General features: G+C 64.0%; 16 protein-coding genes. 6 read left to right on the forward strand and 10 right to left on the reverse strand.

Features of this window, described 5'->3' with window-relative positions; translation table 11 throughout:
• Positions 1–47: 47 nt before the first annotated feature.
• Entirely contained in the window at positions 48–1,067 is a 1,020-nt protein-coding gene (locus VJ811_RS08845) for a LacI family DNA-binding transcriptional regulator (RefSeq protein WP_324071900.1), read from the forward strand.
• On the opposite strand, the gene VJ811_RS08850 is transcribed toward VJ811_RS08845, so the two are convergent.
• Both VJ811_RS08850 and VJ811_RS08855 read right to left on the reverse strand, forming a co-directional pair.
• Positions 1,064–2,659: a tryptophan halogenase family protein gene (locus VJ811_RS08850; protein ID WP_324071901.1), complete on the reverse strand. Its 1,596-nt coding sequence runs from the start codon at positions 2,657–2,659 to the stop codon at positions 1,064–1,066. The two genes, VJ811_RS08845 and VJ811_RS08850, sit on opposite strands and share 4 nt — an antisense overlap.
• Before the next feature lie 93 nt (positions 2,660–2,752).
• On the reverse strand, positions 2,753–5,704 hold the full coding sequence (locus VJ811_RS08855; RefSeq protein WP_324071902.1) for a TonB-dependent receptor: 2,952 nt from the start codon (positions 5,702–5,704) through the stop codon (positions 2,753–2,755).
• Positions 5,705–6,013: 309 nt separating this feature from the next.
• On the opposite strand from VJ811_RS08855, the gene VJ811_RS08860 reads away from it, so the two are divergent.
• The gene (locus VJ811_RS08860; protein WP_324071903.1) at positions 6,014–8,530 is read left to right on the forward strand and encodes an exo 1,3/1,4-beta-D-glucan glucohydrolase; all 2,517 of its coding nucleotides are present in this window, start codon (positions 6,014–6,016) and stop codon (positions 8,528–8,530) included.
• A gap of 205 nt (positions 8,531–8,735) precedes the next feature.
• Here VJ811_RS08860 and VJ811_RS08865 read toward each other — a convergent pair whose 3' ends face one another.
• The 5 genes from VJ811_RS08865 to VJ811_RS08885 all read right to left on the reverse strand — a co-directional run bounded on the left by VJ811_RS08865 (position 8,736) and on the right by VJ811_RS08885 (position 15,483).
• Positions 8,736–10,385: an arylsulfatase gene (locus VJ811_RS08865; protein ID WP_324071904.1), complete on the reverse strand. Its 1,650-nt coding sequence runs from the start codon at positions 10,383–10,385 to the stop codon at positions 8,736–8,738.
• 121 nt (positions 10,386–10,506) lie between these two features.
• Positions 10,507–11,460, reverse strand: coding sequence for a TauD/TfdA family dioxygenase (locus tag VJ811_RS08870; protein ID WP_324071905.1), 954 nt, complete (start codon positions 11,458–11,460; stop codon positions 10,507–10,509).
• Between the two features lie 38 nt (positions 11,461–11,498).
• Positions 11,499–12,851, reverse strand: coding sequence for an MFS transporter (locus VJ811_RS08875; protein ID WP_324071906.1), 1,353 nt, complete (start codon positions 12,849–12,851; stop codon positions 11,499–11,501).
• Entirely contained in the window at positions 12,851–15,304 is a 2,454-nt protein-coding gene (locus VJ811_RS08880) for a TonB-dependent receptor (RefSeq protein WP_324071907.1), read from the reverse strand. The genes VJ811_RS08875 and VJ811_RS08880 overlap by 1 nt, the downstream gene beginning before the upstream one ends.
• A complete protein-coding gene (locus tag VJ811_RS08885; protein ID WP_324071908.1) occupies positions 15,304–15,483 on the reverse strand; it encodes a hypothetical protein in 180 nt (59 codons plus the stop codon). Before VJ811_RS08885 ends, VJ811_RS08880 begins: the two co-directional genes overlap by 1 nt.
• Positions 15,484–16,373: 890 nt before the next feature.
• Between VJ811_RS08885 and VJ811_RS08890 the strand changes: the two genes are divergently transcribed.
• Positions 16,374–16,970 (forward strand): YdeI/OmpD-associated family protein, encoded by a 597-nt coding sequence (locus VJ811_RS08890; protein ID WP_324071909.1) that lies wholly within the window; start codon positions 16,374–16,376, stop codon positions 16,968–16,970.
• A gap of 18 nt (positions 16,971–16,988) precedes the next feature.
• Here the strand turns inward: VJ811_RS08890 and VJ811_RS08895 are convergent, their stop codons facing one another.
• Entirely contained in the window at positions 16,989–17,342 is a 354-nt protein-coding gene (locus VJ811_RS08895) for a helix-turn-helix domain-containing protein (RefSeq protein ID WP_324071910.1), read from the reverse strand.
• 103 nt (positions 17,343–17,445) lie between these two features.
• On the opposite strand from VJ811_RS08895, the gene VJ811_RS08900 reads away from it, so the two are divergent.
• Complete coding sequence (locus VJ811_RS08900; RefSeq protein ID WP_324071911.1) at positions 17,446–18,150, forward strand: glutathione S-transferase family protein; 705 nt, start codon at positions 17,446–17,448, stop codon at positions 18,148–18,150.
• A gap of 53 nt (positions 18,151–18,203) precedes the next feature.
• On the forward strand, positions 18,204–18,686 hold the full coding sequence (locus tag VJ811_RS08905) for a GFA family protein (RefSeq protein ID WP_324071912.1): 483 nt from the start codon (positions 18,204–18,206) through the stop codon (positions 18,684–18,686).
• A 5-nt stretch (positions 18,687–18,691) separates the two neighbouring features.
• Here VJ811_RS08905 and VJ811_RS19405 read toward each other — a convergent pair whose 3' ends face one another.
• A complete protein-coding gene (locus tag VJ811_RS19405; protein WP_414711926.1) occupies positions 18,692–18,823 on the reverse strand; it encodes a helix-turn-helix domain-containing protein in 132 nt (43 codons plus the stop codon).
• A 91-nt stretch (positions 18,824–18,914) separates the two neighbouring features.
• The gene (locus VJ811_RS08910) at positions 18,915–19,397 is read right to left on the reverse strand and encodes a methylated-DNA--[protein]-cysteine S-methyltransferase (protein ID WP_324071913.1); all 483 of its coding nucleotides are present in this window, start codon (positions 19,395–19,397) and stop codon (positions 18,915–18,917) included.
• 116 nt (positions 19,398–19,513) lie between these two features.
• On the opposite strand from VJ811_RS08910, the gene purT reads away from it, so the two are divergent.
• Positions 19,514–20,692, forward strand: a complete 1,179-nt coding sequence (gene purT / locus VJ811_RS08915) for a formate-dependent phosphoribosylglycinamide formyltransferase (RefSeq protein ID WP_324071914.1) — start codon at positions 19,514–19,516, stop codon at positions 20,690–20,692.
• Positions 20,693–20,824: the final 132 nt, after the last annotated feature.

The following is a 20,824-nucleotide window of genomic DNA, read 5'->3' on the forward strand; positions in this document are numbered from 1 at the left end:
CAGCACGCTCAATTGACAACGACGGACAATTTGGCCACGAGTGCGGCATGGCCGGAGAAAAACGCTCGACAAGCATAGACGTCGCCAAGCTCGCTCAAGTGTCGCCTAAAAGCGTCTCGCGCGTCTTCAACAATGAACCGCATATTTCGCCCGCGTTACGCAAAAAGGTGCTTCGCGCGGCCAAGGAGCTTAACTATCATCCCAATGTCCTCGCACAGGGCTTGGTCCGCAGACAATCTTACCTCATCGGATTGATCTATGAAAAGCCGAGCCCGAGCTATGTGGTCGAATTGCAGCGGGGCGCGCTCGAACGATTGCATGGCGGACGCTATCGTCTGATCGTGCTGCCCGTGGAATCGGTAATGGACCGCCCGCTCGAAGTGGTCAGCCTCGTGCGGTCCGCAGCGCTGGACGGCGTCATCCTCGCTCCGCCGGCGTCGGACCACCCCGACATTCTCGACGGGCTTTTGGATGCGCGCATTCCCTTCGCCCGGATCGCCCCCCAGTCCCGGCTCGATGTCGGCCTGTCGACCGCGATGGACGATGTCGCGGCGGCGCGGGAGATCGCGGGGCATGTCATCGGGCTTGGCCACCGGACGATCGCGATCATCCTGGGCGATCCGGTCCACGCCGCCAGCGCCCAGCGCCTGATCGGCTATCATCAGGCCTTCGACGCCCACGGCCTGCCGCCGCTCCCCGACCTGGTCGAAACCGGCGATTTCAGCTTTGAATCGGGGTATGAGGCGACCAAACGCCTCCTGTCGCGCAAGCTGCGGCCGACCGCCATATTGGCGCAGAATGACGATATGGCGGTTGGCGCCATGTCGGCAGCGCGCGAATTGGGATTCGATGTTCCCGCCGATCTGACCGTCGTCGGCTTCGACGATTCCGAAATCGCCCGCGTCGTATGGCCGCGCCTGACGACGATCCGCCAGCCGGTCATGGAAATGGCGAAGACGGCGGCCGACATGCTGCTGCGCGAACTGGCGGGCGACGACCCGGGCGACATGGTCATCCATGCACATCAGTTCGTCGATCGGCTGACCGCCGCGCCTCCGCCGGCCTAGGCCCGATCCGCCCACCCCGCTCCGGCCCCGAAATTCGGGCGGCGGCTTTCGTTCGGGTCGAGCAGGCGGTCAAGGATCGCGTCGTGCGGCGGCGCCGCGGCGCGAAAGGCGCGCATCGCCGCGCGCATCTGATCGATGACGTCCCGCACATCGTCAAAGGGAGCGACGTCGACCAGCGGATCGATCGACGCCGGACGCAACCCCATACCGCTCGCGACATAGAACCAGCTTATATCGGCGAACAGCTCGCGCCGCTTCGAGGTGATCCGGCCGGTTCGTTCGAACAGCGCCAATTTTTCGCGCAAGCTGTCGGGCAGCGCGATGCCGCGCATATGGTCCCAAAAGGGTTCGCCCAGGCGCTGGTTGGGATAATAATGCAGCAGCAGGAAGTCGCGGATATGCGCATATTCCTGCGCGACCTCGCGATTATAGCTATCGATCAATGTGGGATCAAAGCGCGTATCGGGGAAATAGTCGAGCAGGCGATTCAGCCCCGTGTGGATCAGGTGGATACTCGTCGATTCGAGTGGCTCGAGAAAGCCGGCCGACAATCCGATCGCCAGACAATTGCCGATCCACACCCGCTTGCGAAGCCCGGGCGTGAAGCGCAGGAAACGGGGTTCGTCGAGTGCCGGGCCATCGAGTCCGGCCCGAAATTCATCGGCCGCGGCCTGATCGTCGATGAACTCGCTGCAATAGACCAGCCCGTTGCCGACGCGATTCTGGAGCGGAATGCGCCATTGCCAGCCAGCCGATTTGGCGGTCGCCATCGTATAGGGCGCCCGGCCGGGCAGCGATGCGGTCGGGGCCGCAACGGCACGGTCGCAGGGGAGCCATTGGCGCCAGTCGTCAAAGCCGGCGCCCAGCGCCTCCTCGATCAACAAGCCGCGAAAGCCCGAGCAATCGACGTAGAAATCGGCCGAAAGCGATTCGCCATTGTCGAAATGCACCCCCTCGATGCGATCGGCCGCACCCCGATCGGCGCGGACGATCTTGCGGTCGAGCCGTATCACTCCGGCGGCTTCGGCATGGTCGCGCAAGAAGGCGGCAACGAGTCCCGCATCGAAATGGAGGGCATAGGCCACGGCGGCGCCCGGCCATGTCCCGTCGGGCGACGGGAAGGCGAACTTATTGTCTTCGGCAAGGGCGATCGAGGGGCACAGGTCGGCCAGCGTCTCGTCATATCCCCGGGCCAGGTTCTTCCAGTAATAATGGTGGAACGGCCGCTGGTTGATCGTCACTCCGGCATTGCCGAACGGATGCCAATAACGGTGGCCGGGCCGCAGCCAGTCGCGGAACTGGATCGCCAGCTTGAAGGTCGCCTGGCAGCGGCGGATGAACGCGACCTCGTCGGCGCCGATGTTGCGCAGAAAATCGAAAATCGGCGGGATCGTGGCTTCGCCGACCCCGACCGTGGGGATGCTCGACGATTCGACGAGCGTAATCCGGCAGCCGCTACCGTGCAGAACCTTGGACAGCAGCGCCGCCGCCGACCATCCTGCCGTGCCGCCGCCGACGATGCAGATCGACCGCAACGGGCTTGGCGACAGTGTAAATTTTCCGGACGATACGTCTTCTTTGTTGTCCGCCATCGCAGAATCCCCCTTCGCGCATTGGGTGCGGCATAAAGTGTAGCGGCCCTTCAAAAGAAGGGCCGCCATCTAGTCCGGGGGGAGAGGCTGAAATCAGAAGTTGAATTTCACCCCGCCATAGATCCGCCGCGAACCGGATTCATAGCGGAAGGGCAGTTCGGGGAATTGCAGATAGACGCTGGTATCGGCCTTGGTGATATTGATTGCCTCTGCAAAGACCTCGAAATTGTCGGTGATCTTGTAACTGATCTGGCCATCGAGCTGGCCATAGGATTTCTGGTAGATGCCAAGGGTTCGCGTCGTGCCCCCGTCGGCGAAACCGAAGTTCCCGAGATATTGTTTCGAACGCCAGCTGTACGAGGCGCGCGCGGCAAATCCATATTTCTCGAAATAGATCTGGCCGTTCGCCGAATGCTTCGACACGCCCGGCAACGGCAGTTTATTGCTGAAGTCGGTGCTGAAGTCGGTGCTGGTATCCGAGAAGGTGTAGTTGGCGGTAAAGCCGAGGCCGAAGTCGAAGGCATATTGCCCGGCGAGTTCGAACCCCTTGACCCGGCCGCCCGATCCGTTCGCGGGCTGCGATACGGGGCCGAGCCGCCCGCCGGCCTGATCGTTCACGAAGACCGCGACGGTTTCGTTGACGATGAAGCTGTCGACTTCCTTCCAGAAGAATCCGGCGGAAAGCAGCCCCTGATTTCCGAAATAATGCTCGAAACCAAGGTCGAACTGATAGGCGCGGAACGGATCGAGCTCGGCGTTGCCGCGGCTGCCGTTGGTGAATTTGAACAGATCGTCCGCGGGGTCGCGCGTAAATTGCGTGGCGAAACCCTGCCCCAGCGAAACGAGCGGCTGGCGTGCGACGACCCGCGCCGCCGAGAAGCGGACCTTGTCGCCTTCGCTGAGGTTGAAGACGGCATTCACGCTCGGCAGGAAGTCGGTGTAGCGGCGAACGGTCCGGACCGTATTGAAATCGCGCAGGACGCCGTTCCAGCTGTCGGTTCCCCAATAGCTGGGATCGGCACTGGCCGGCTGGTTCTGGTCGATCGTCAGGCTGGTGTTGACGATGCGAAGCCCGACATTGACATGATAGGGATCGTCGAGCCCGCCCAGATCGGCCATGACATAGCCCGATTTCGTCTCCTCCTTGACCCGATAGGTCTGCAAGGGGTCGGCGAAGAAGCTGAACGGCGTGTCGGGATAGAGCGACTGGATCCATTGCAGCGCATTGGTCATCTGCGACCGGTCGGCCACGAGGACCGTATCGCCCGCGACATGGCCGCCGCCCGCAAAATTGTCGATCGTTTCGACCCGTTCGGGGTTGCTCGTCATCGTCTGATAGGGCGTGATCAAGGCTGGCGAATTGCCGAAGCGCGTGCAGCCGGCGAAGGCCGCGGGCTTGTTCGCTTCGGGTAGGTCGCAGATCTTGTAGCCGATCGCGCCGTCCTGGAAATAGCCATAGGGCGTCCAGTTGTACGAGTAGCCGGGCACGCGCTCGGCCGCGGGAATCGCAGTCGAGTCGAGTTCGCCCTTGCCCCTGTAATCGGCGAGATAGCGGCCCGAGGTGAAATCGACCGTGCGCTGGCCATAGCGGAAGCCCGCGCTCAGCGTGATCGTGTTCGTGTCGCTGTCGTCGACGTCATAGCCGAAGTCGGCGCGGATCGAATGCCCCTTGATGTCGGAGCGGTCGCCAAAGGCCCAGTGCGACTTGAAGAAGCCATAGGCCGGATTGCTGAACAGATCCTGCGGGCTGCCCGGCGCGATGCCGAAGCTCGGGAAGTCGCCATTCTTGTAAGTGAAATCGAAGGTCGCCGGCGCCGCCGGATTGGGGGTGAACCCCGGCTGCGGCCCCGTCGTGCCCGGACCGCGGACGCCATAGGCCGTGAAGCGCACGTCGTTGTTCGCCACTTCGCGGCCCATTTTCGACGAGGAATAATCGGCCATGATCGACGCGCGGAAATTGGTGTCATTGTCCCAATCGATTCCGAACTGGACATTGTCGGACTTGATCTTTGAAACGTCGACGAACGAAATGACCTCGGCCGACTGCGCACGCACGGTTCCGTCGGTCAGGACGCCGTTTTCGTTGATATTGTAGCTGCCCACCAGACCTTGCGATTCGCCCTGTCCGAAGGGGAATTTGGCCGAAGCCTCGCGCGTGTCGATCTTGAGGTCCGAATGGAAATATTGCGCGCTGACTTCGAGCTCGTCGGTCGGCCTGAAATTGACCCCGAGCGAGGCGCCCCAACGCCGGCGATATTGATCGCGGTCGGTGATATAGCGATATTCGGGGGCATAATAGTTGGTCGGGACGGTCGCGGTGTCGCGGCGTCCGTCGGCAAAGGCCCAGTTGCCGCGGTTGTCGCCGCCCAGCACATTGACGTGATTCTTCGTCTGTTCATAGCTGAACGACGCGATGATCCCGAGGCGGTCGTTGAAATTATAACCGAACACCGCGGCGCCGGCGGGCTTCCAGCCGCCGATTTCGCTGCCCTTGCTCATCTTGAAGTTGCCGGCGACCGTCAGGCCGTCCTGCAGATCGAGCGGGTTGCGGGTCTTGAGGTTGACGATGCCGCCGAGGCCGCCTTCGAGGAGCGAGGCGTTGGGCGACTTGAACACCTCGATGCCGCCGATCAGTTCGGAGGGAACTCCTTCGAGACTGTCGTTGCGGTTATAATTTCCCTCGCCGACCTTGTAGACTTCGAGCCCGCTGACGAAAAGTTCGCCGTTCAGCAGCGTCACATTCTGTTCGAGGCCGCGAATGCGGACCTTCGACCCCTGCCCATTCTCGCGATCGATCTGGATGCCGGGGAGGCGTTGCAGCGATTCGGCGACATTCTGGTCGGGGAATTTCCCGATATCCTCGGCCGTCACCGATTCGATGATCAGGTTCGAGTCGCGCTTGGCATTCAGCGCATTTTCCAGCGATGCGCGAAAGCCGGTTACGACGATTTCGTCGTTCGCCTCTTCGCCCGTCGCCTCGGACTGCGCGAACGCCGGCGAGCCGGCCAATCCCAATGCCAGGACCGAAGCCGCAGCAAACAACATCCTCCGGTGGCGTAAAGTCCCGCTGATCATTTCCATCCCTCCCAAACCGCATCTTGGTGTGCGGACAGTGAATCTCTCACGCAGGATGGAACCGACTCGGCGAGATCCGGCATGCGGATTCGCGGGCCGTTTATCCCTGCGCCCCATTTTTGTTGCATAGTTTTGTCAACGTTGTCAAACGAAGTTTAGAAATTGCCGATATACGGACGATTCTTCGATCATAACCTGTCAAGGTTGACAGAATCGGTTGGAGCGCGAAATCGGCAAGAGCCACGACGCCCGGGAGAGGATTTTATGCCATTTAGAACAATGCTGTACACCGCAACGCTTTCCGCAATCGTGGCCTCGTCGCCGCATGCGCTGGCGTCGCAGAATGCGTCCGCTCCCGTAAAATCATCGGGCGCGGTCGACCCGGGACAATGGCCCGAAGTCGCCTATCCGCGGGTCATCACCGCCGACGGCGAAGCCCATGTCCAGGCGCTGCTCGCCGGCATGTCGGTGGAACAGAAGGTCGGGCAAATCATTCAGGCCGACATCGGCAGCGTGACGCCCGAAGATGTGCGCAAATTTCATCTCGGTTCGGTGCTCAACGGCGGAAACTCGGGACCCGGCGGCAACGACCTCGCCCCCGCGCGCGACTGGCTCGCCCTCGCCGACGCCTTTTACGCCGCGTCGATGGCGGCCACGCCCGCGATCCCGGTCATGTGGGGCACCGACGCCGTGCACGGCCATAGCAATATCGTCGGCGCCACCCTGTTCCCGCACAATGTCGGCCTTGGCGCCGCGCGCGATCCCGGGCTGATCGAGCGCATCGGCCGGATCACCGCGATCGAGATCCGCGTCACGGGTCAGGAATGGACCTTCGCGCCGACGGTGACGGTCCCGCAGGATTATCGCTGGGGGCGCGCCTATGAAGGCTATTCGTCGGACCCCGCGCTCGTCGCCTCCTATGTCGGCAGCATGATCCGCGGGTTGCAGGGGCCGCCGTCGACCGCGCCCATTCTGGCGGGACCGCATGTCGCCGCGAGCACCAAGCATTTCCTCGCCGACGGCGCCACCGTCGACGGCAAGGATCAGGGCGACGCGACCGTGTCCGAACTCGAACTGCGCCTGATCCACGGCGCGCCCTATATTCCCGCGATGGAAAATGGCGTCGCCACCGTGATGACCAGCTTTTCGAGCTGGCAGGGCGTGAAGATCGCCGGGAACAAGGGACTGGTCACCGACATATTGAAAGACCGGATGAACTTCGGCGGTTTCGTCGTCACCGACTGGAACGCGCATGGCCAGGTCGCGGGTTGCAGCAACGCCAGCTGTCCCGTCGCCGCCAATGCGGGGATCGACATGTTCATGGCGCCCGATAGCTGGCGCGCGCTTTACGCGAGCACGCTGGTCCAGGTGAAGGATGGCACGATCCCGATGGCGCGGCTCGACGACGCGGTGCTGCGCGTCCTGCGCGTCAAACAGCGTCTGGGGCTGTTCGACGCGGGCAAGCCGTCGGCGCGCGCCTATTCGGGCCGCTACGAGCTGCTCGGCGCGCCCGAGCACCGGGCCGTCGCCCGCGAGGCGGTTCGCAAATCGCTCGTCCTCCTCAAAAACACCGGGGTGCTGCCGCTCAAGCCGGCGGCGCATATCCTCGTCGCGGGCGACGGCGCCGACGACATCGCGCGCCAGTCGGGCGGCTGGACGCTGAGCTGGCAGGGCACCGGGCTCGATAACAGCGCTTTCCCGGGCGCGACCTCGCTATGGCGCGGCATCGAGAAAAATGTCGCCGCAGCGGGGGGCAGCGCCGAACTGGCCCCCGATGGCGCCTATAAGCAGCGCCCCGATGCCGCGATCGTCGTCTTCGGCGAAACCCCCTATGCCGAATTCCAGGGCGATATCGCCTCGCTCCAGCTGCGCCCCGAATTGCGCCGCCCCTTCGCGACGATGCGCAAGCTGAAGGCGGCGGGGATTCCCGTGGTCGCGGTCATGATCACCGGGCGGCCGCTCTTCGTCAACGAGGCGCTGAACGAGGCCGATGCCTTTGTCACCGCCTGGCTCCCGGGATCCGAAGGCGCCGGCGTCGCCGACCTGCTGTTCGCCCGCAAGGACGGCAAGATGGCCTTCGACTTTCAGGGGCGCCTGCCGACGGCGTGGCCGGCGACGGCGAAACATGGCGGGCCGACGCTATTTCCCTTTGGCTATGGCCTGACCTACGCCGAAGGCCCGCAGCCGTGGAAAGCGCTTTCGCAAGACAGCCAGGTCGCCGACGATGGCAGCGGCGCCGGCGTCTATTTCGACAAGGGTCTGGCGACGGCGTCCTGGTCGCTGACCGTGGCAAAGGCCGATGGCGGCGATCCGTTGCGCGTGACGACGGTTCCCGCCACCGGCCTGTCGGGACGGGCGACCATCAACGCGGCCGACCATCTTGTCCAGGAAGGCGCGCGGCAATTCGTCATCGCTGCCGGCCCCGACGGCGCCGCGGTCGAGATCAACGCGCAGAATGCCGTCGACCTGTCGCGCGAAACCAACGGCGACGTCATGTTGCTTGCCACCTTGCGTCTCGATGCGCCGCCCTCGGCGCCTGTTTCGATGTCGGTTCGCTGCGACGGCGCGGATTGCGGCCGTCCGCTTCATCTGCCCGAATTTGCGGCGCTGGTGCCCGGCCAGTGGCGCGTGCTGGGAGTGCCGCTGAAATGCTTCGCGGCGACCGGCGCCGACATGACACGCATCACCGCGCCATTTCGTGTGGGCACTTCTGGCAGCCTGAATATGAGCCTGTCGCGGATTGCCTTAGGCAGCGGTGCGGAAGCCGACGTCGTCGCGAAATGCGCCTTGGACTGACCATATTTGTCAACGGTTCCAACGCCCACTCACGGAGGTGGATAATCAATGCGAGCGTAGCAACGGACAGCATCCCGGCGCATATCGATCTCCCGCGACAGCGGGATAATCTGGCGCCGGATCTGGCCGTTAGCGCACTGTCCGCATAGCAGACCCAACCTCAGGATAGCGGCCATTTTTGAAACCAATCCCTGCTACGGCCTCTTCAGGGGCGATAAGGAATGGCGTCGGGCAACGTGACGCCTGCACTCTTGGCATAGTCGTCCCAAGCGGCAGCCAATTTCGCTGCTCTGCCCGGCTCTGCCAGAGAGAGATCGCGCGTTTCGCCCGGGTCGTGGGCGATGTTGAACAGGCGCCAAGTGCGGTCGCCGATGTCGGTCAGTTTCCACTCGCCGCGACGAAAAGCCCGGGATCCGAAAAGCTCCGACCCGATTCCATCGTCCGGACCATAGACATGCGCGCTTGAATCGCGGAGCCAGCGCACCCAGGAGCGGCCGGTAATCGGCCGAACGCTGCGCCCACCGATACGCGTCACGGACGGATCGATACCCGCAAGATCGAGGAGCGTCGGAGAGATGTCCGCGACCGAGAGATATTGCGTCTCCGCCCCATCGCGGCGCGGGATGCCGGCGCCGCTGACAAAAGCGACCGCGCGCGTGCCGCCTTCGCTCTGATATCCTTTGGTCAGCCATGACGGCGCGGTCGCAGCCTGCGCCCAGCCAGCGCCATAGGTGACATAGGACGATGCAGCCCCCCGGTTGGCGAAGCCGTTGTCGGCGCTCTTGAGATAGCGACCGAGCATTTCGGCGCCGGTGGTTTCGACATCGAGCGCTTCGGCGCCATTGTCGGCGAGGAAGACGATCACCGTATTGTCGAGTTCGCCCGAGGCGCGCAGCGTCTCGATCACGCGGCCGACATTCTGGTCGAGCCGGTCGACCATCGCGGCATAGATTTCCATGTTGCGCGCGGCGACGCGCTGTTGCCCCGCGGTCAGCGAATCCCAGCTGCCGTCGCGGTTGCGCGGCGTGTGCGGCACGACGCCGGGCGAAAGGATTCCAAGTTCGCGCTGGCGCGCCAGCCGGCGTTCGCGAAGGACATCGAACCCTTCATCATAGCGCCCCTTGTAGCGCGCAATGTCCTCGGGCGGCGCCTGCAACGGCCAGTGCGGCGCGGTGAAGGCGAGATAGCCGAAAAAGGGTTGCGGGCTTTTTCCTGTCGCGGACCGTTCGCCCAGAAAATCGATCAGCCGGGTCGCGAAATAATCGCTCGAATAGAAATCGCCGGGCAGGCGCGTGACCAGCCTGCCGTTCTCGCGATAGGTGGCGCCATTCGGCGGCTCGACCCCGGCATCGGTCCCGAAATGATTATGCCCGCCCTGCGCCAGCGAGAAGCTGCGCTGAAAGCCGCGCGCATAAGGATCCTGTTCTTCGGTCAGCCCAAGGTGCCATTTGCCCGAAAAAAGCGTGCGATAGCCGCCTGCCGCGAGCCGCTCGGCGAGCGTCGCGACATCGCTGCGCAGATAGCCCTCATAGCCCGGTTTGCCCTTCTGGTTCGGCCGGATCATCTCCGCCATCGTGCCGAGACCGGCGAGATGGTTGTCGGCGCCCGAAAGCAGCATCGAACGCGTTGGCGAACAGGTCGGCGCGGTGTGGAATCCCGCGAGACGGATCCCTTGGAGAGCCAGCCTGTCGAGATTCGGCGTCCGGATTTCGCCGCCGAACGCACCGAGGTCGGAATAGCCGAGGTCGTCGGCAACGATGACGAGCAAGTTCGGCCGCTGTTCCTTTGCCAAAGCGGGCGTGGTGGATGCTCCGGCGAGAAACACGAGCAAGAGGTTGGCAAGGCGGCGGATCATTCGGATACCCCTTTGGAAGAGAAAGTTCGGCGCGCCGCGGGCGAATGAGACCCGGGCGCGCCGCAGTCCGGACCGGCGCGGTCACAGGAAGGAGAGGAAGTCAGGCGCCGGTCGATTTCAATCAGGCGGGTTCGTACTGGACAGCCTTTTCCTTGCGCACCGTGCGGCTCTTGCGGCCGTCGATCGCGACCGGAATTTCACCCGCGATCGTCGCGCGGCGCAGCGTCCGGCGCTGCAACCCGAAATCGGCGGTCGCGCGGTGCTGGGTCGCCTGATTGTCCCATATGGCGACGTCACCCACGCGCCAGCGCCAGCGCACGACATTCTCGGGCTTGGTGATATGGTCCTGCAGCGTCTGGAACAGGCGGGCGCTGTCGATGGCGTTCAGCCCGACGAACTGCTTGACGAAATGGCCGAGGAGCAGGCTGCGCTGGCCGCTGACCGGATGGACGCGCACCACCGGATGCTCGGTCTCGTAAACGGTCGACGCGAAGACATTGCGATGCTCCTTGATCCGTTCGCGGGCCGTATCATTATCGGGTGCGCTCTGCAGGATCGACGCATAGTCATAGAGATTGGTGTGCGTCGCCCACAGGGTGTTAACCAGTTGACGCAGCACTTCGGGCAGGCCTTCATAGGCGGTCTCGCCGTTCGCCCATTGCGTGTCGCCGCCCGCTTCGGGGATCGTCAGCGCGCGCAGGATCGATGCCTTGGGATAGGCGTCGACGAAAGTGACGTCGGTGTGCCAGCTCGATGCCGCATAGCCTTCGCGGCTGTCGAGCTCGAGCAGATAGCGTGAGCCCTCCGCGACGGGCACCGTCGGATGCGCGATCGGATCGCCGAGCAGCGCTGCGAAATCCTCATGCTCCCGGTCGGTCAGATGCTGCTGGTCGCGGAAGAAGAGCACCTTGTGCCGCACCAGCGCGGCCTGGATCGCCTGCACGACCGGTGCGGGCAGGTCGCCCGAAAGTTCGACGCCATGGACGATGGCGCCGATGGTGCCGGTCACGGGTGTGACGTCGAGGTCGATCGCCCGGTCGCGGGCGTTGGCATATCCGTTATGAAGGTCCGTCATTGTCAGTCTCCTTTGGGGTTATCGGTTGGCGGGCGGGGCTATTCGGCGAAGGCATAATCGGGCGGCCCCGGATCAAGCTGTCGGCGAATTTCGGCGTGCGCCGCCTCGTCGAGCGGGAAGCGCGCGATAAGGGCGGCGGAAAAGGCGTGGGCGATGGCGGGGCCGGCGGCGAAGACGAGGAGCAGGCCGGTCAGCGCTTCGGGGCTGTTGACGGCCTTCGGATCGAAGCCGAGCCAGCTGACGAGCGGCAGCGCGATACCGACCGCGACCGCGGTCGCGGTCTTCCCGGCAAGGCTGAACACCGAATAATAGAGCCCGGTGCGATCCTCGCCGCTGTCGAGGCGGTGCTTGTCGGCGACGTCGGCGACTATCGCGCGCAGCATCAGGTTTCCCGATCCCTGCGCGAGCCCCTGCGCCAGTGTCAGCGCGAGCAGCAGCCCGAAGGCGTCGGGGGTGACGAGCAACAGCGACAGGTTGATCGCGACCTGCACCAGCTCGCCCGCGACCGCAGTGCGATGTTTGCCATAGCGGCGCCCGATCTTGAGCCAGATCGGTCCGGCGAAGATGCCAAAGACGAACTGGAACAGGAACAGCCCGCCCGCCCATTCGGGCCGACCCATATAGAAAGTGACGAAGAAGACGATCAGCGCGGCGCGGATATTCTGCGCCAGCGTCACCGCGAAATCGGACGCCAGCACGCGCAGCAGCAGCGGCTCGCCGGTGATCGCGCGGATCGTTTCCTTGAGGCTGGGCTTGCCGACGGGCAGCGGCGGCAGCGGCGGTTCCCTGAGCGCAGTGAGCGTCAGGACCAACGCGGGAACGATCGACAGCAGCACGAGCCCGCCCATCAGCGACAGCTGCAGATGCCCGTCGCCCGGGCGCAACTGATCGGCGATCGTCGGCAGGATCAGCGTCAGCAACAGCGCACCCGAGGTCACGACGGTCTGGTATGTCGCGATGCGCGTGCGCTGGTGATAGTCGCCCGACACTTCGCCCGACCAGGCCTGGAACGGAATCTGCACCGCCGTCCAGCCAAGGTAGAAAAAGAAGAGGATAATGCCGAGCGACAGCGGCGTGACGCCGAAGGGCGGAAAAAAGAGAAAGATCGACGACAGGCCGAACACGACGCCGCCCGCCGCTATCCACGGCTTGCGGCGACCGTAGCGGCTGCGCGTGCGGTCGCTGAGCGATCCCATCACCGGATCGGCGACCGCATCCCACAACCGGCCGAGCAGGAAGATGACGCCGATCACCGTCAGCGACAGGCCATAATCGCGCGCATAAATGGCGGGGAGATAGACGCCGAGCGGCAGCCCGGCGGCGGCGAGCGGCACGGCGACCGCAGAAAAGCGGGCGAGCTGGCCGGCGGTGGGGGGCGGCGCGCTGCCCATCACAGCTTCGTCCGCAGCGTTGCGCCGATCGTGCGCGGTTCGCCGATCAGCGCGGTCACGATGCCTGTGACCCCCGGCGACAATGTCTGGAAATAATCCTCGTCGAACAGGTTGCGCGCCCAGAGCGACAGGTCGAACAATCCGTCGTCGGTCTTGAAACCGAGGCGCGCATTCGCAATCCCATAGGCGGGAACATCGGCATAGAGGCTGTCGCTCGACGAGGTGTTGAAGGTCGAGCGGTGCGAATAATCGGCATGGGCATAGATCGACAGGTCGCGTCCGCCGAGATTGCCGAGCGGCGCCGACACATCGCCGCCGAGCGTGTAGGTGAACTTGGGAACCCCGGGCAGTTGCGCGCCGGTCAGATCCTGAATCCCGCTGACGTTCAGCCGTTCGGGCGCCTGCGGCGCATTCGGATAGTCGCTGTAGGTCGTGTCGGCATAAGCGACCGAGGCATAGAAGCTCGCGCGTTCCGACGGCGCGAAGCTCAGATCGCCCTCGACCCCGCGCGAGCGCACGCCGGGGATGTTCGCGATATATTGGCGGACGTTGATCGTATTCGGCACCTGCTCGGTGATCGCGGTCTGATAATCGCTGATCTCGGTCCAATAGCCCGCGACGTTGAACGTCACCGCCTTGTCGAACCATTGCGACTTGATGCCAAGTTCGTAGCTGTCGACCTTTTCGGGCGCGACGTCGGGATCGATCCCGGCGGGCAGATTGGTAAGGTTGAGCCCGCCCGACTTGTTGCCGCGAGAATAACTCGCATAGGCGAGCGCATCGTCGGAGAACTGCCACGATAGCGTCGCGAGCCCCGACACACTGTTGTCCGTAAAACCGGTCGAATAGCTGGTGACCGGATTGAATTGCGCGCGGAGCGCCGCCGCCTGCGCCGCCAATCCCGCGGGCAGCGTCGACAAGTCTACCCCCGCGACATGAATCTGCGTGAACGACCCGCTCTTCTTCTCATGCGTGTAGCGGAGGCCAGCAGTCAGCGTCAGCCGATCGGTGAATTTCCAGTCGAGCTGGCCGAACAGCGCATAGCTTTTGGTCCGCGGGTCGGAGGTCGAGTTCGCCTCAAAACCATTGAGCGCGGCGTCCCATGCGGCGAGCGGGATCGGCGAGGTCGCGGGGCGGTTCCAGAGCGCGGCCGCCGGACCATAGGCGCTTGCACCCTTGCCGCGGATGACCTGCCAGAAATAATAGGCGCCGACGACATAATCGATCGGCCCATCGCTGTCGGAAGCCAGCCGGAGTTCCTGGCTGAACTGGCGCTGGCGGTTCGCCTGCTGCGCCTTCACGATCACCGGCAGCGAGGTCGAATCGCCGTCGTTGGCCGGGTTCCAGTCCCACCAGCGATAGGCGGTGATCGACGTCAGCTTGGCCGCGCCGACGTTCCAGTCGACCTGCCCCGACACGCCATAGCCATCCATGTTCGACTGATAGTGGCTGTCGGCCTCGCCGCGCCGCGCGAAGGGGTCGATCGTCGGGAAGCTGTAGCCGGGGAAGCGCTCCGCGCGCTCGGCAAAGCTGTTCGGGATCGCCGCGCCATTCGCATAGGTGCCGAAATAATCGGCGAAGACATTGAGGACGTGATTCTGCTTCTGGCGCGCGAAGTCGCCGATGATGCGGACTTCGAGGTCGGCGGTGGGGGTGAACAGCAATTGCCCGCGCACACTCCAGTTCGAATAATCCTGCGCGCGCTCATTCTGCGTGTCGTTGTAGAGGAAGCCGCGCCGTTCGGTCACCGAACCGCTGACGCGGACCGCGAGCAGATCGTCGATCAGCGCCCCCGACGCCGAGCCGCGCAGCTGGTAATAGCCATAATCGCCGACGCTCGCCTCGCCTGAAAATTCGGGGTCGAAGCTCGGCTTGCGCGAGGTGATGTTGATCGCCCCCGAGGTGGTGTTCTTGCCGAACAGCGTCCCCTGCGGTCCGCGCAGCACCTCGATCTGCTGCAAATCGACCAGGTCGAATTGCGACTGGCCGACGCGGCCGTAATAGACATTGTCGACATAGAAGCCGACGCCGTTTTCCAGTCCATCGTTGGTCAGCGCGACGTTGCTGCCGAGCCCGCGGATGTTGATGTTGGTGTTGCGCGGGTTGAAGCTGAACACCTGCAGGCTCGGCACGATCTGCTGGATCTGCGTCAGCGAATAGTTACCCGTCGCCTCGAGCTGCGACGCGCCAACGACCGACAGCGCGATCGGCACGTCCTGCGCGCTTTCGTCGCGGCGGCGCGCCGACACGATGATTTCGGCGCCGTCATACGACGCGGCGGCCGAAGCGGCTGCCACTGCGGTGGCGGCGGATCCTTCGTCGGCAACCTCGCCTTCGGCTTCGATATTGGTGTCGGCGATAGTGGTTTCAGCGGCAAAGGCCGGCGCCGCAGGCAGCAACAGCGCGGCGCCGAGCAAGAACTTCAAGCGATGATCGGGAGAGAAACGGTTCATTAGATATGGTCCCCGGGCGGCGATCCCGCCCCCTTTTTGACGTGATGGATGGTGGCGCGGTGCGCCGCGCCGGATCGGGCCGCCGCCAGCTCCGCGCCCCACAGCGCTCTGGCGGCGCTGCGCAGGGACGCAGGATAGCGAGCCAGATCCGACAGGTCGGATTGGGTCAGCAAAGGCATGATATTCCCCGCGCCGGCGCCTATGCGCCGGACGTTCGGCCGCAACGCCCCGCGTGGGGAGGTGCGACTGGATATATGGGACGCGCCGCTACGCGGAGCGGGGTGCGGTCGGTCCGCTACCCCACGCGCAAGATCGCGATCGTTTAACGTCTGGTGCTACACATACGCATCGCAATACCCCTTCAGGGGGAACGCAATGCCTGGCGATGTCGCCCGAGCATCACGCGCTTTAGCCGTTGGTAACGCGGAGCAAGCTGCTTTCCCGTTCAAAAGCCGCGGGTCGATGAGGAGAGCCCGTCGCCCGTCTCGACCAGCTCCGAGCGACAAACTCAACTTAAAAGATTGATATTAGATTCGTCAACTGCCCTGGTATCCTTTGCGACGAAGAAAATCTTTCGGGCGATGAGCCGAGGCTAGCCGCCCATCCCCAAGGCCTGCCAATTTTTTGGTCGGATTCGCCAGCTGCCGCTCTGGTATTCCGAGCATGCACGCCGCGCGCCGCTTTACAATGCGGGGTGGACTGAGCGCCGGCAAAACCGCAACCGGACGATCCTCTCTGCATCTCAAGGATCACATTGAAGATCCTTCTCGCCAGAAATTAGCAGCATCGGCTTAAGCACGCACGCATACCCTCAAACTCGCCCTCAAACTCGATTGCGTTCGCAGGGCATGACAGGCCAGACCGGCCATATGTGACATCCCGGGCAGAAATTGCAGATCGGTCGACTGCGATCGGGGCGGATCATCCCGGATTCAAATGCGCCAGGTTTCGTGGACAAAGCTTGACCTTGCGGTTTCGCTGCCCCTACATCCGGATTTCGGACCAGATATTTTTTCTCCATTATCATCAGTGTCTTGCGGCACTCTGAATATTTGAATGGAATAAGGCGGTGGCGGCCATCGAGGTAGATCCCGACAAGGTTCACGAATTTATGGACATGGACGGTTTCCATAATTGGCTGGCCGCGCATCACGCCACCGAGCGCGAGGTGTGGATCAAGATTCACAAGGTCAAATCGGGCCTTGCGTCGATCACCCCCGAACAGGCGATCCACGCGGCGCTGTGCTGGGGATGGATCGACGCCATCCGCAAATCCTTCGACGAAAAAAGCTTCCTGCAACGCTACACGCCGCGCAGCGCGAAGAGCGTCTGGAGTCAGATCAACATCGACAATGTCGCGCGACTGACCGCCGAGGGGCGGATGACCGAGCATGGGCTGAAACAGGTCGAGGCCGCGAAGGCCGATGGCCGCTGGGACCGCGCCTATCGCGTCAAGGGATCGGAAATTCCGGCCGACCTGCAGGCGGCGATCGATGCCGAACCCACGGCCAAAGCCATGCTGGAAAAGCTGACCGCGCAAAATCGCTTCGCGCTGATCTTTCGCCTCGGTACGATCAAGACCGACGCCGGACGGAAAAAGAAGATCGCCGACCTTGTCGCGATGCTGAAGCGCGGCGAGACTTTTCACCCGCAAAAAGCGAAATGAATCCGTTGCCGGGCGATCTTAGCTGTCGCCCACGGTGATGACAGCCGCGTCGGCATCGGCCCCGCCCGCCGACGCATCCCACCAGTCACCGAGCGCGTCGATCAGCGGCACGAGCCGTTCGCCGTCGGGGGTCAGGTCATACTCGACCCGCCGGGGATAGCCCTCGAACTCGGTACGCTGGACGATCCCCGCATCTTCGAGCTTGCGCAGTTCGAGCGTCAGCATCTTGTGCGAAATCGTCGGATTGTCGCGGCTGAGGTCGCTGAAACGCTTCGTCCCATCGCTGAGATAATAGATCAGCAAGGTCGGCCAGCGGCCGCTCAGCACCTGCATCACTTCCTCGATTGGACAGCGCGAAACCAGATTTTTCATCGGTGCCTCATGGTTACAAAAAGGTGCGTAATTTACGTGGCGACGGCGCGCCCTATATCTGGCTTCGCTGCGCAGCTCCCCCTCAAGAAGATGGAGCAATACATTGGAACCGATCCTTATCTATGGCTTCCCGCTGGGAAGTTCCATGGGCCTGGTCGCGGCTCTCGAATGGCTGGGCAAACCCTATCGCCTGTGCCGCGTCGACATGCTCGGCGAAATGCGCGAGCCCGCCTATGCCCGCATCAACGCGCGGCACGAGACCCCGGCGCTGATCACCGATCAGGGGAATGTGCTGACCGAAACCATGGCGATCGCGCGCTGGTTCGCGGCGCGCGACAGCGAACGGCGCATCAGCTTTGATCCGCTCTCGCCCGAGGCCGACCGGATGACCCAGTTGATGGCGTTCATCAATTCGGGCTTCACAGGGTCGTTCACCCCGCTGTGGGTCGCACTCGAAATGGACCCGCCGCGCCCCGCGCTGCAAGCGTCGCTCCGCGAATGGGGCAAGGAAGCGGTGATCGGACGCCACGACCGGCTGGAGGAAATGGTCGGCGACGGCCCCTATCTGGTCGGCGACCGGCCGACGCTGGCCGATGCGCTGTTCATCGGGGTCGCGCGCTGGCTGGAGTTTCACGAGGTCGCCGAGCCCGTTCGCTGGCCGAAGCTCGCGGCGCTGCGCGCAAGGCTGGAGGCCGATCCGGCCGTCGCCTATGCCACCGCGCTCGAAAGCGGAGAGACGGCGCCGGGACACGGCCTCTGCCTCGGCCATGTTCCGCTGGCCGAAGTGATCGAACGTTACGGCGCGTGACGCAGCCCGGCGGCGCGGTTGCGAGACCGCGCCGCCGCTGATAGCCTAATGCCATGGACAGGATCGAAACCGAAGCGTCGGGCGGCTGCCAATGCGGCGCGGTGCGCTATCATGTCACCGCGGTGCTCGACAGCTCGCACATCTGCCATTGCCGGATGTGCCAGAAGGCGGCGGGCAATTTCTTCATCGCGCTGATCGGCGTGCCGCGCGATGCGATCACATGGACGCGCGGCGCGCCCGCGACCTTCAACAGTTCGGACAAGGCGGCGCGCGGTTTCTGCCGCGACTGCGGGACGCCGCTGACTTATGATTATGCCGAAAGCAAGCATATCAACCTGACGACCGGCTCGTTCGACGATCCCTCGGCGTTCCCGCCGCAGGCCCAGTTCGGGATCGAAGGCCAGCTGTCGCTGTTCGAGGATCTGCCGATCAAGGCCGAGGGCACGACCGAAGAAGTGATGAGCAACCTTGTCGGCGCGATCAAGGCGAGCAACCACCAGCACCCCGACCACGACACCGACCGCTGGCCCGCCTGACCCTGCTATAAAGGCAGCGCGCTTATCGCCGCGCTGGGCGTGAGGCCAAAGGTTTCGCGAAAGGCGCGCGATAGATGCGCGGTGTCGGCAAAGCCCGCGTCCATCGCCGCGGTGCGAACGAGCGCGCCCTGCTTTATTTGCTGCGCAGCATATTGCGGCGGGGGCGCCGTCGGTGCCGGGCGCCTTGATGTGGTGGAAGCTCACCCCCGAAATCCGCACGCTCGATCTTTAATCCACCGCTTCCAGATCGAGCAGGAACCGCTTCGCCTCGAGCCCGCCAGCAAAGCCGGTCAGCTTGCCGGTCGATCCGACGACGCGGTGGCATGGCGCGATGATCGAGATGGGATTGCGCCCATTGGCGGCGCCGACTGCGCGCGAAGCGCCCGGGTTGCCGAGCTGGCCGGCGATCTCGCCATAGCTGCGCGTCTCGCCGAACGGAATGGCGAGCAGGGCGGACCACACGCGCTTTTGGAAATCGGTCCCGGCGAAGGACAGCGGCACGTCGAAGGTGCGGCGTGTCCCGGCGAAATATTGTGCGAGTTGCCGCTCGGTTTCGAGCAGGACCTGATGATCAGCCTTTTCGGTGAGCGCGCCGAGCCGGACCCGGTCGGGCTTGTCATTTTCCCACAATATGGCGGCGAGTCCCCGGTCGTCGGCGACGAGGGTCAATTCGCCGACCGGCGACCAGATGGTTTTAAAATAATGGGCCACGGGATCTTCCTTTGGATGTCATTCGCTGTCGCACTTTGATGCTGAAATCCATATGGCGGAGGCCGCGCAGCGATGCGTCCCGAATCTTGCGCCCAACGTCGATGGAAAGTTTTTGCATGACCCCCACCGCCACCATCCTTCTCCTCGGTTCGGGCGAACTCGGCCGCGAGTTCGTGATTTCGGCGAAGCGGCTCGGATGCTGCGTCATCGCGTGCGACAGCTATGCGGGCGCGCCCGCGATGCAGGTCGCCGACGGCTATGAGGTGTTTTCGATGCTCGACGGCGACGCACTCCGCGCGACGATCGAAAAGCATCGCCCCGACCATATCGTGCCCGAGGTCGAGGCGATCCGCACCGAAATCCTCGCCGAAGTCGAAGCCGAAGGTTTCCATGTCGTGCCATCAGCGCGCGCGGCGCAGTTGACGATGAACCGCGACGCGATCCGCGACCTTGCCGCGAGCGAACTGGGCCTGAAGACCTCGACTTTCGAATATGCGACGAGCCGCGAGGAGCTGGTCGCGGCGGCGGAGCGCATCGGCTTTCCGCTCGTCGTGAAGCCCGTGATGTCGTCGTCGGGCAAGGGCCAGAGCACGGTCAGGGACGCCAGCGGCATCGACGCCGCGTGGGATTATGCCGCCGCGGGCATGCGCGGCGACCGGCTGCGCGCCATCGCCGAGGCATTCATCGATTTCGATTATGAGATCACCTTGCTCACCGTCCGCCACAAGGATGGCGTCGCCTTCTGCCCGCCGATCGGGCACCGCCAGGAACGCGGCGACTATCGCGAAAGCTGGCAGCCCGCCGCGATGTCCGACGCCGCGCTGGCGGCGGCGCAGGCGATGGCGACGAAGGTCGTAGACGCGCTCGGCGGCCACGGCATCTTCGGGGTCGAATATTTCGTGAAGGGCGACGAGGTCATCTTCTCCGAACTCTCGCCCCGCCCGCACGACACCGGCATGGTCACTTTGATCTCGCAATCGCTGTCCGAATTCGATCTCCACGCTCGCGCGATCCTCGGCCTGCCGATCCCCGTGGTCACGGTGCCCGACGCCAGCGCGAGCGCGGTGCTGCTCGCCGACCGCGATGCGAGCGATTTCGCGATCACCGGCCTTGCCAAGGCGCTGACCCCGCCGAACGCCGAAACCGCCGTCGATGCGCGCATCTTCGGCAAGCCCGTCACGCGGCCGTATCGCCGCATGGGCGTCGCACTGGCGCGCGTCGCGGGCGGGACGATCGAGCAGGCCCGCGACGCGGCGGTCGCGGCGGCGGCGAAACTGCGCATCGACTATCGCTGAACCGCGCCGCCGGTTACGATGGACGGATGACGCCCCCTGCACCACCGCCGTCTCGAAGCTCGGCACGCGCGAGGATGTGATGCATTTCGATATCGCGCCGCAGCCGCGCGAATAGGAACTCCCAAGCTTCCG

The organism is Sphingopyxis sp. (assembly GCF_035250425.1).
Lineage (GTDB): Bacteria > Pseudomonadota > Alphaproteobacteria > Sphingomonadales > Sphingomonadaceae > Sphingopyxis.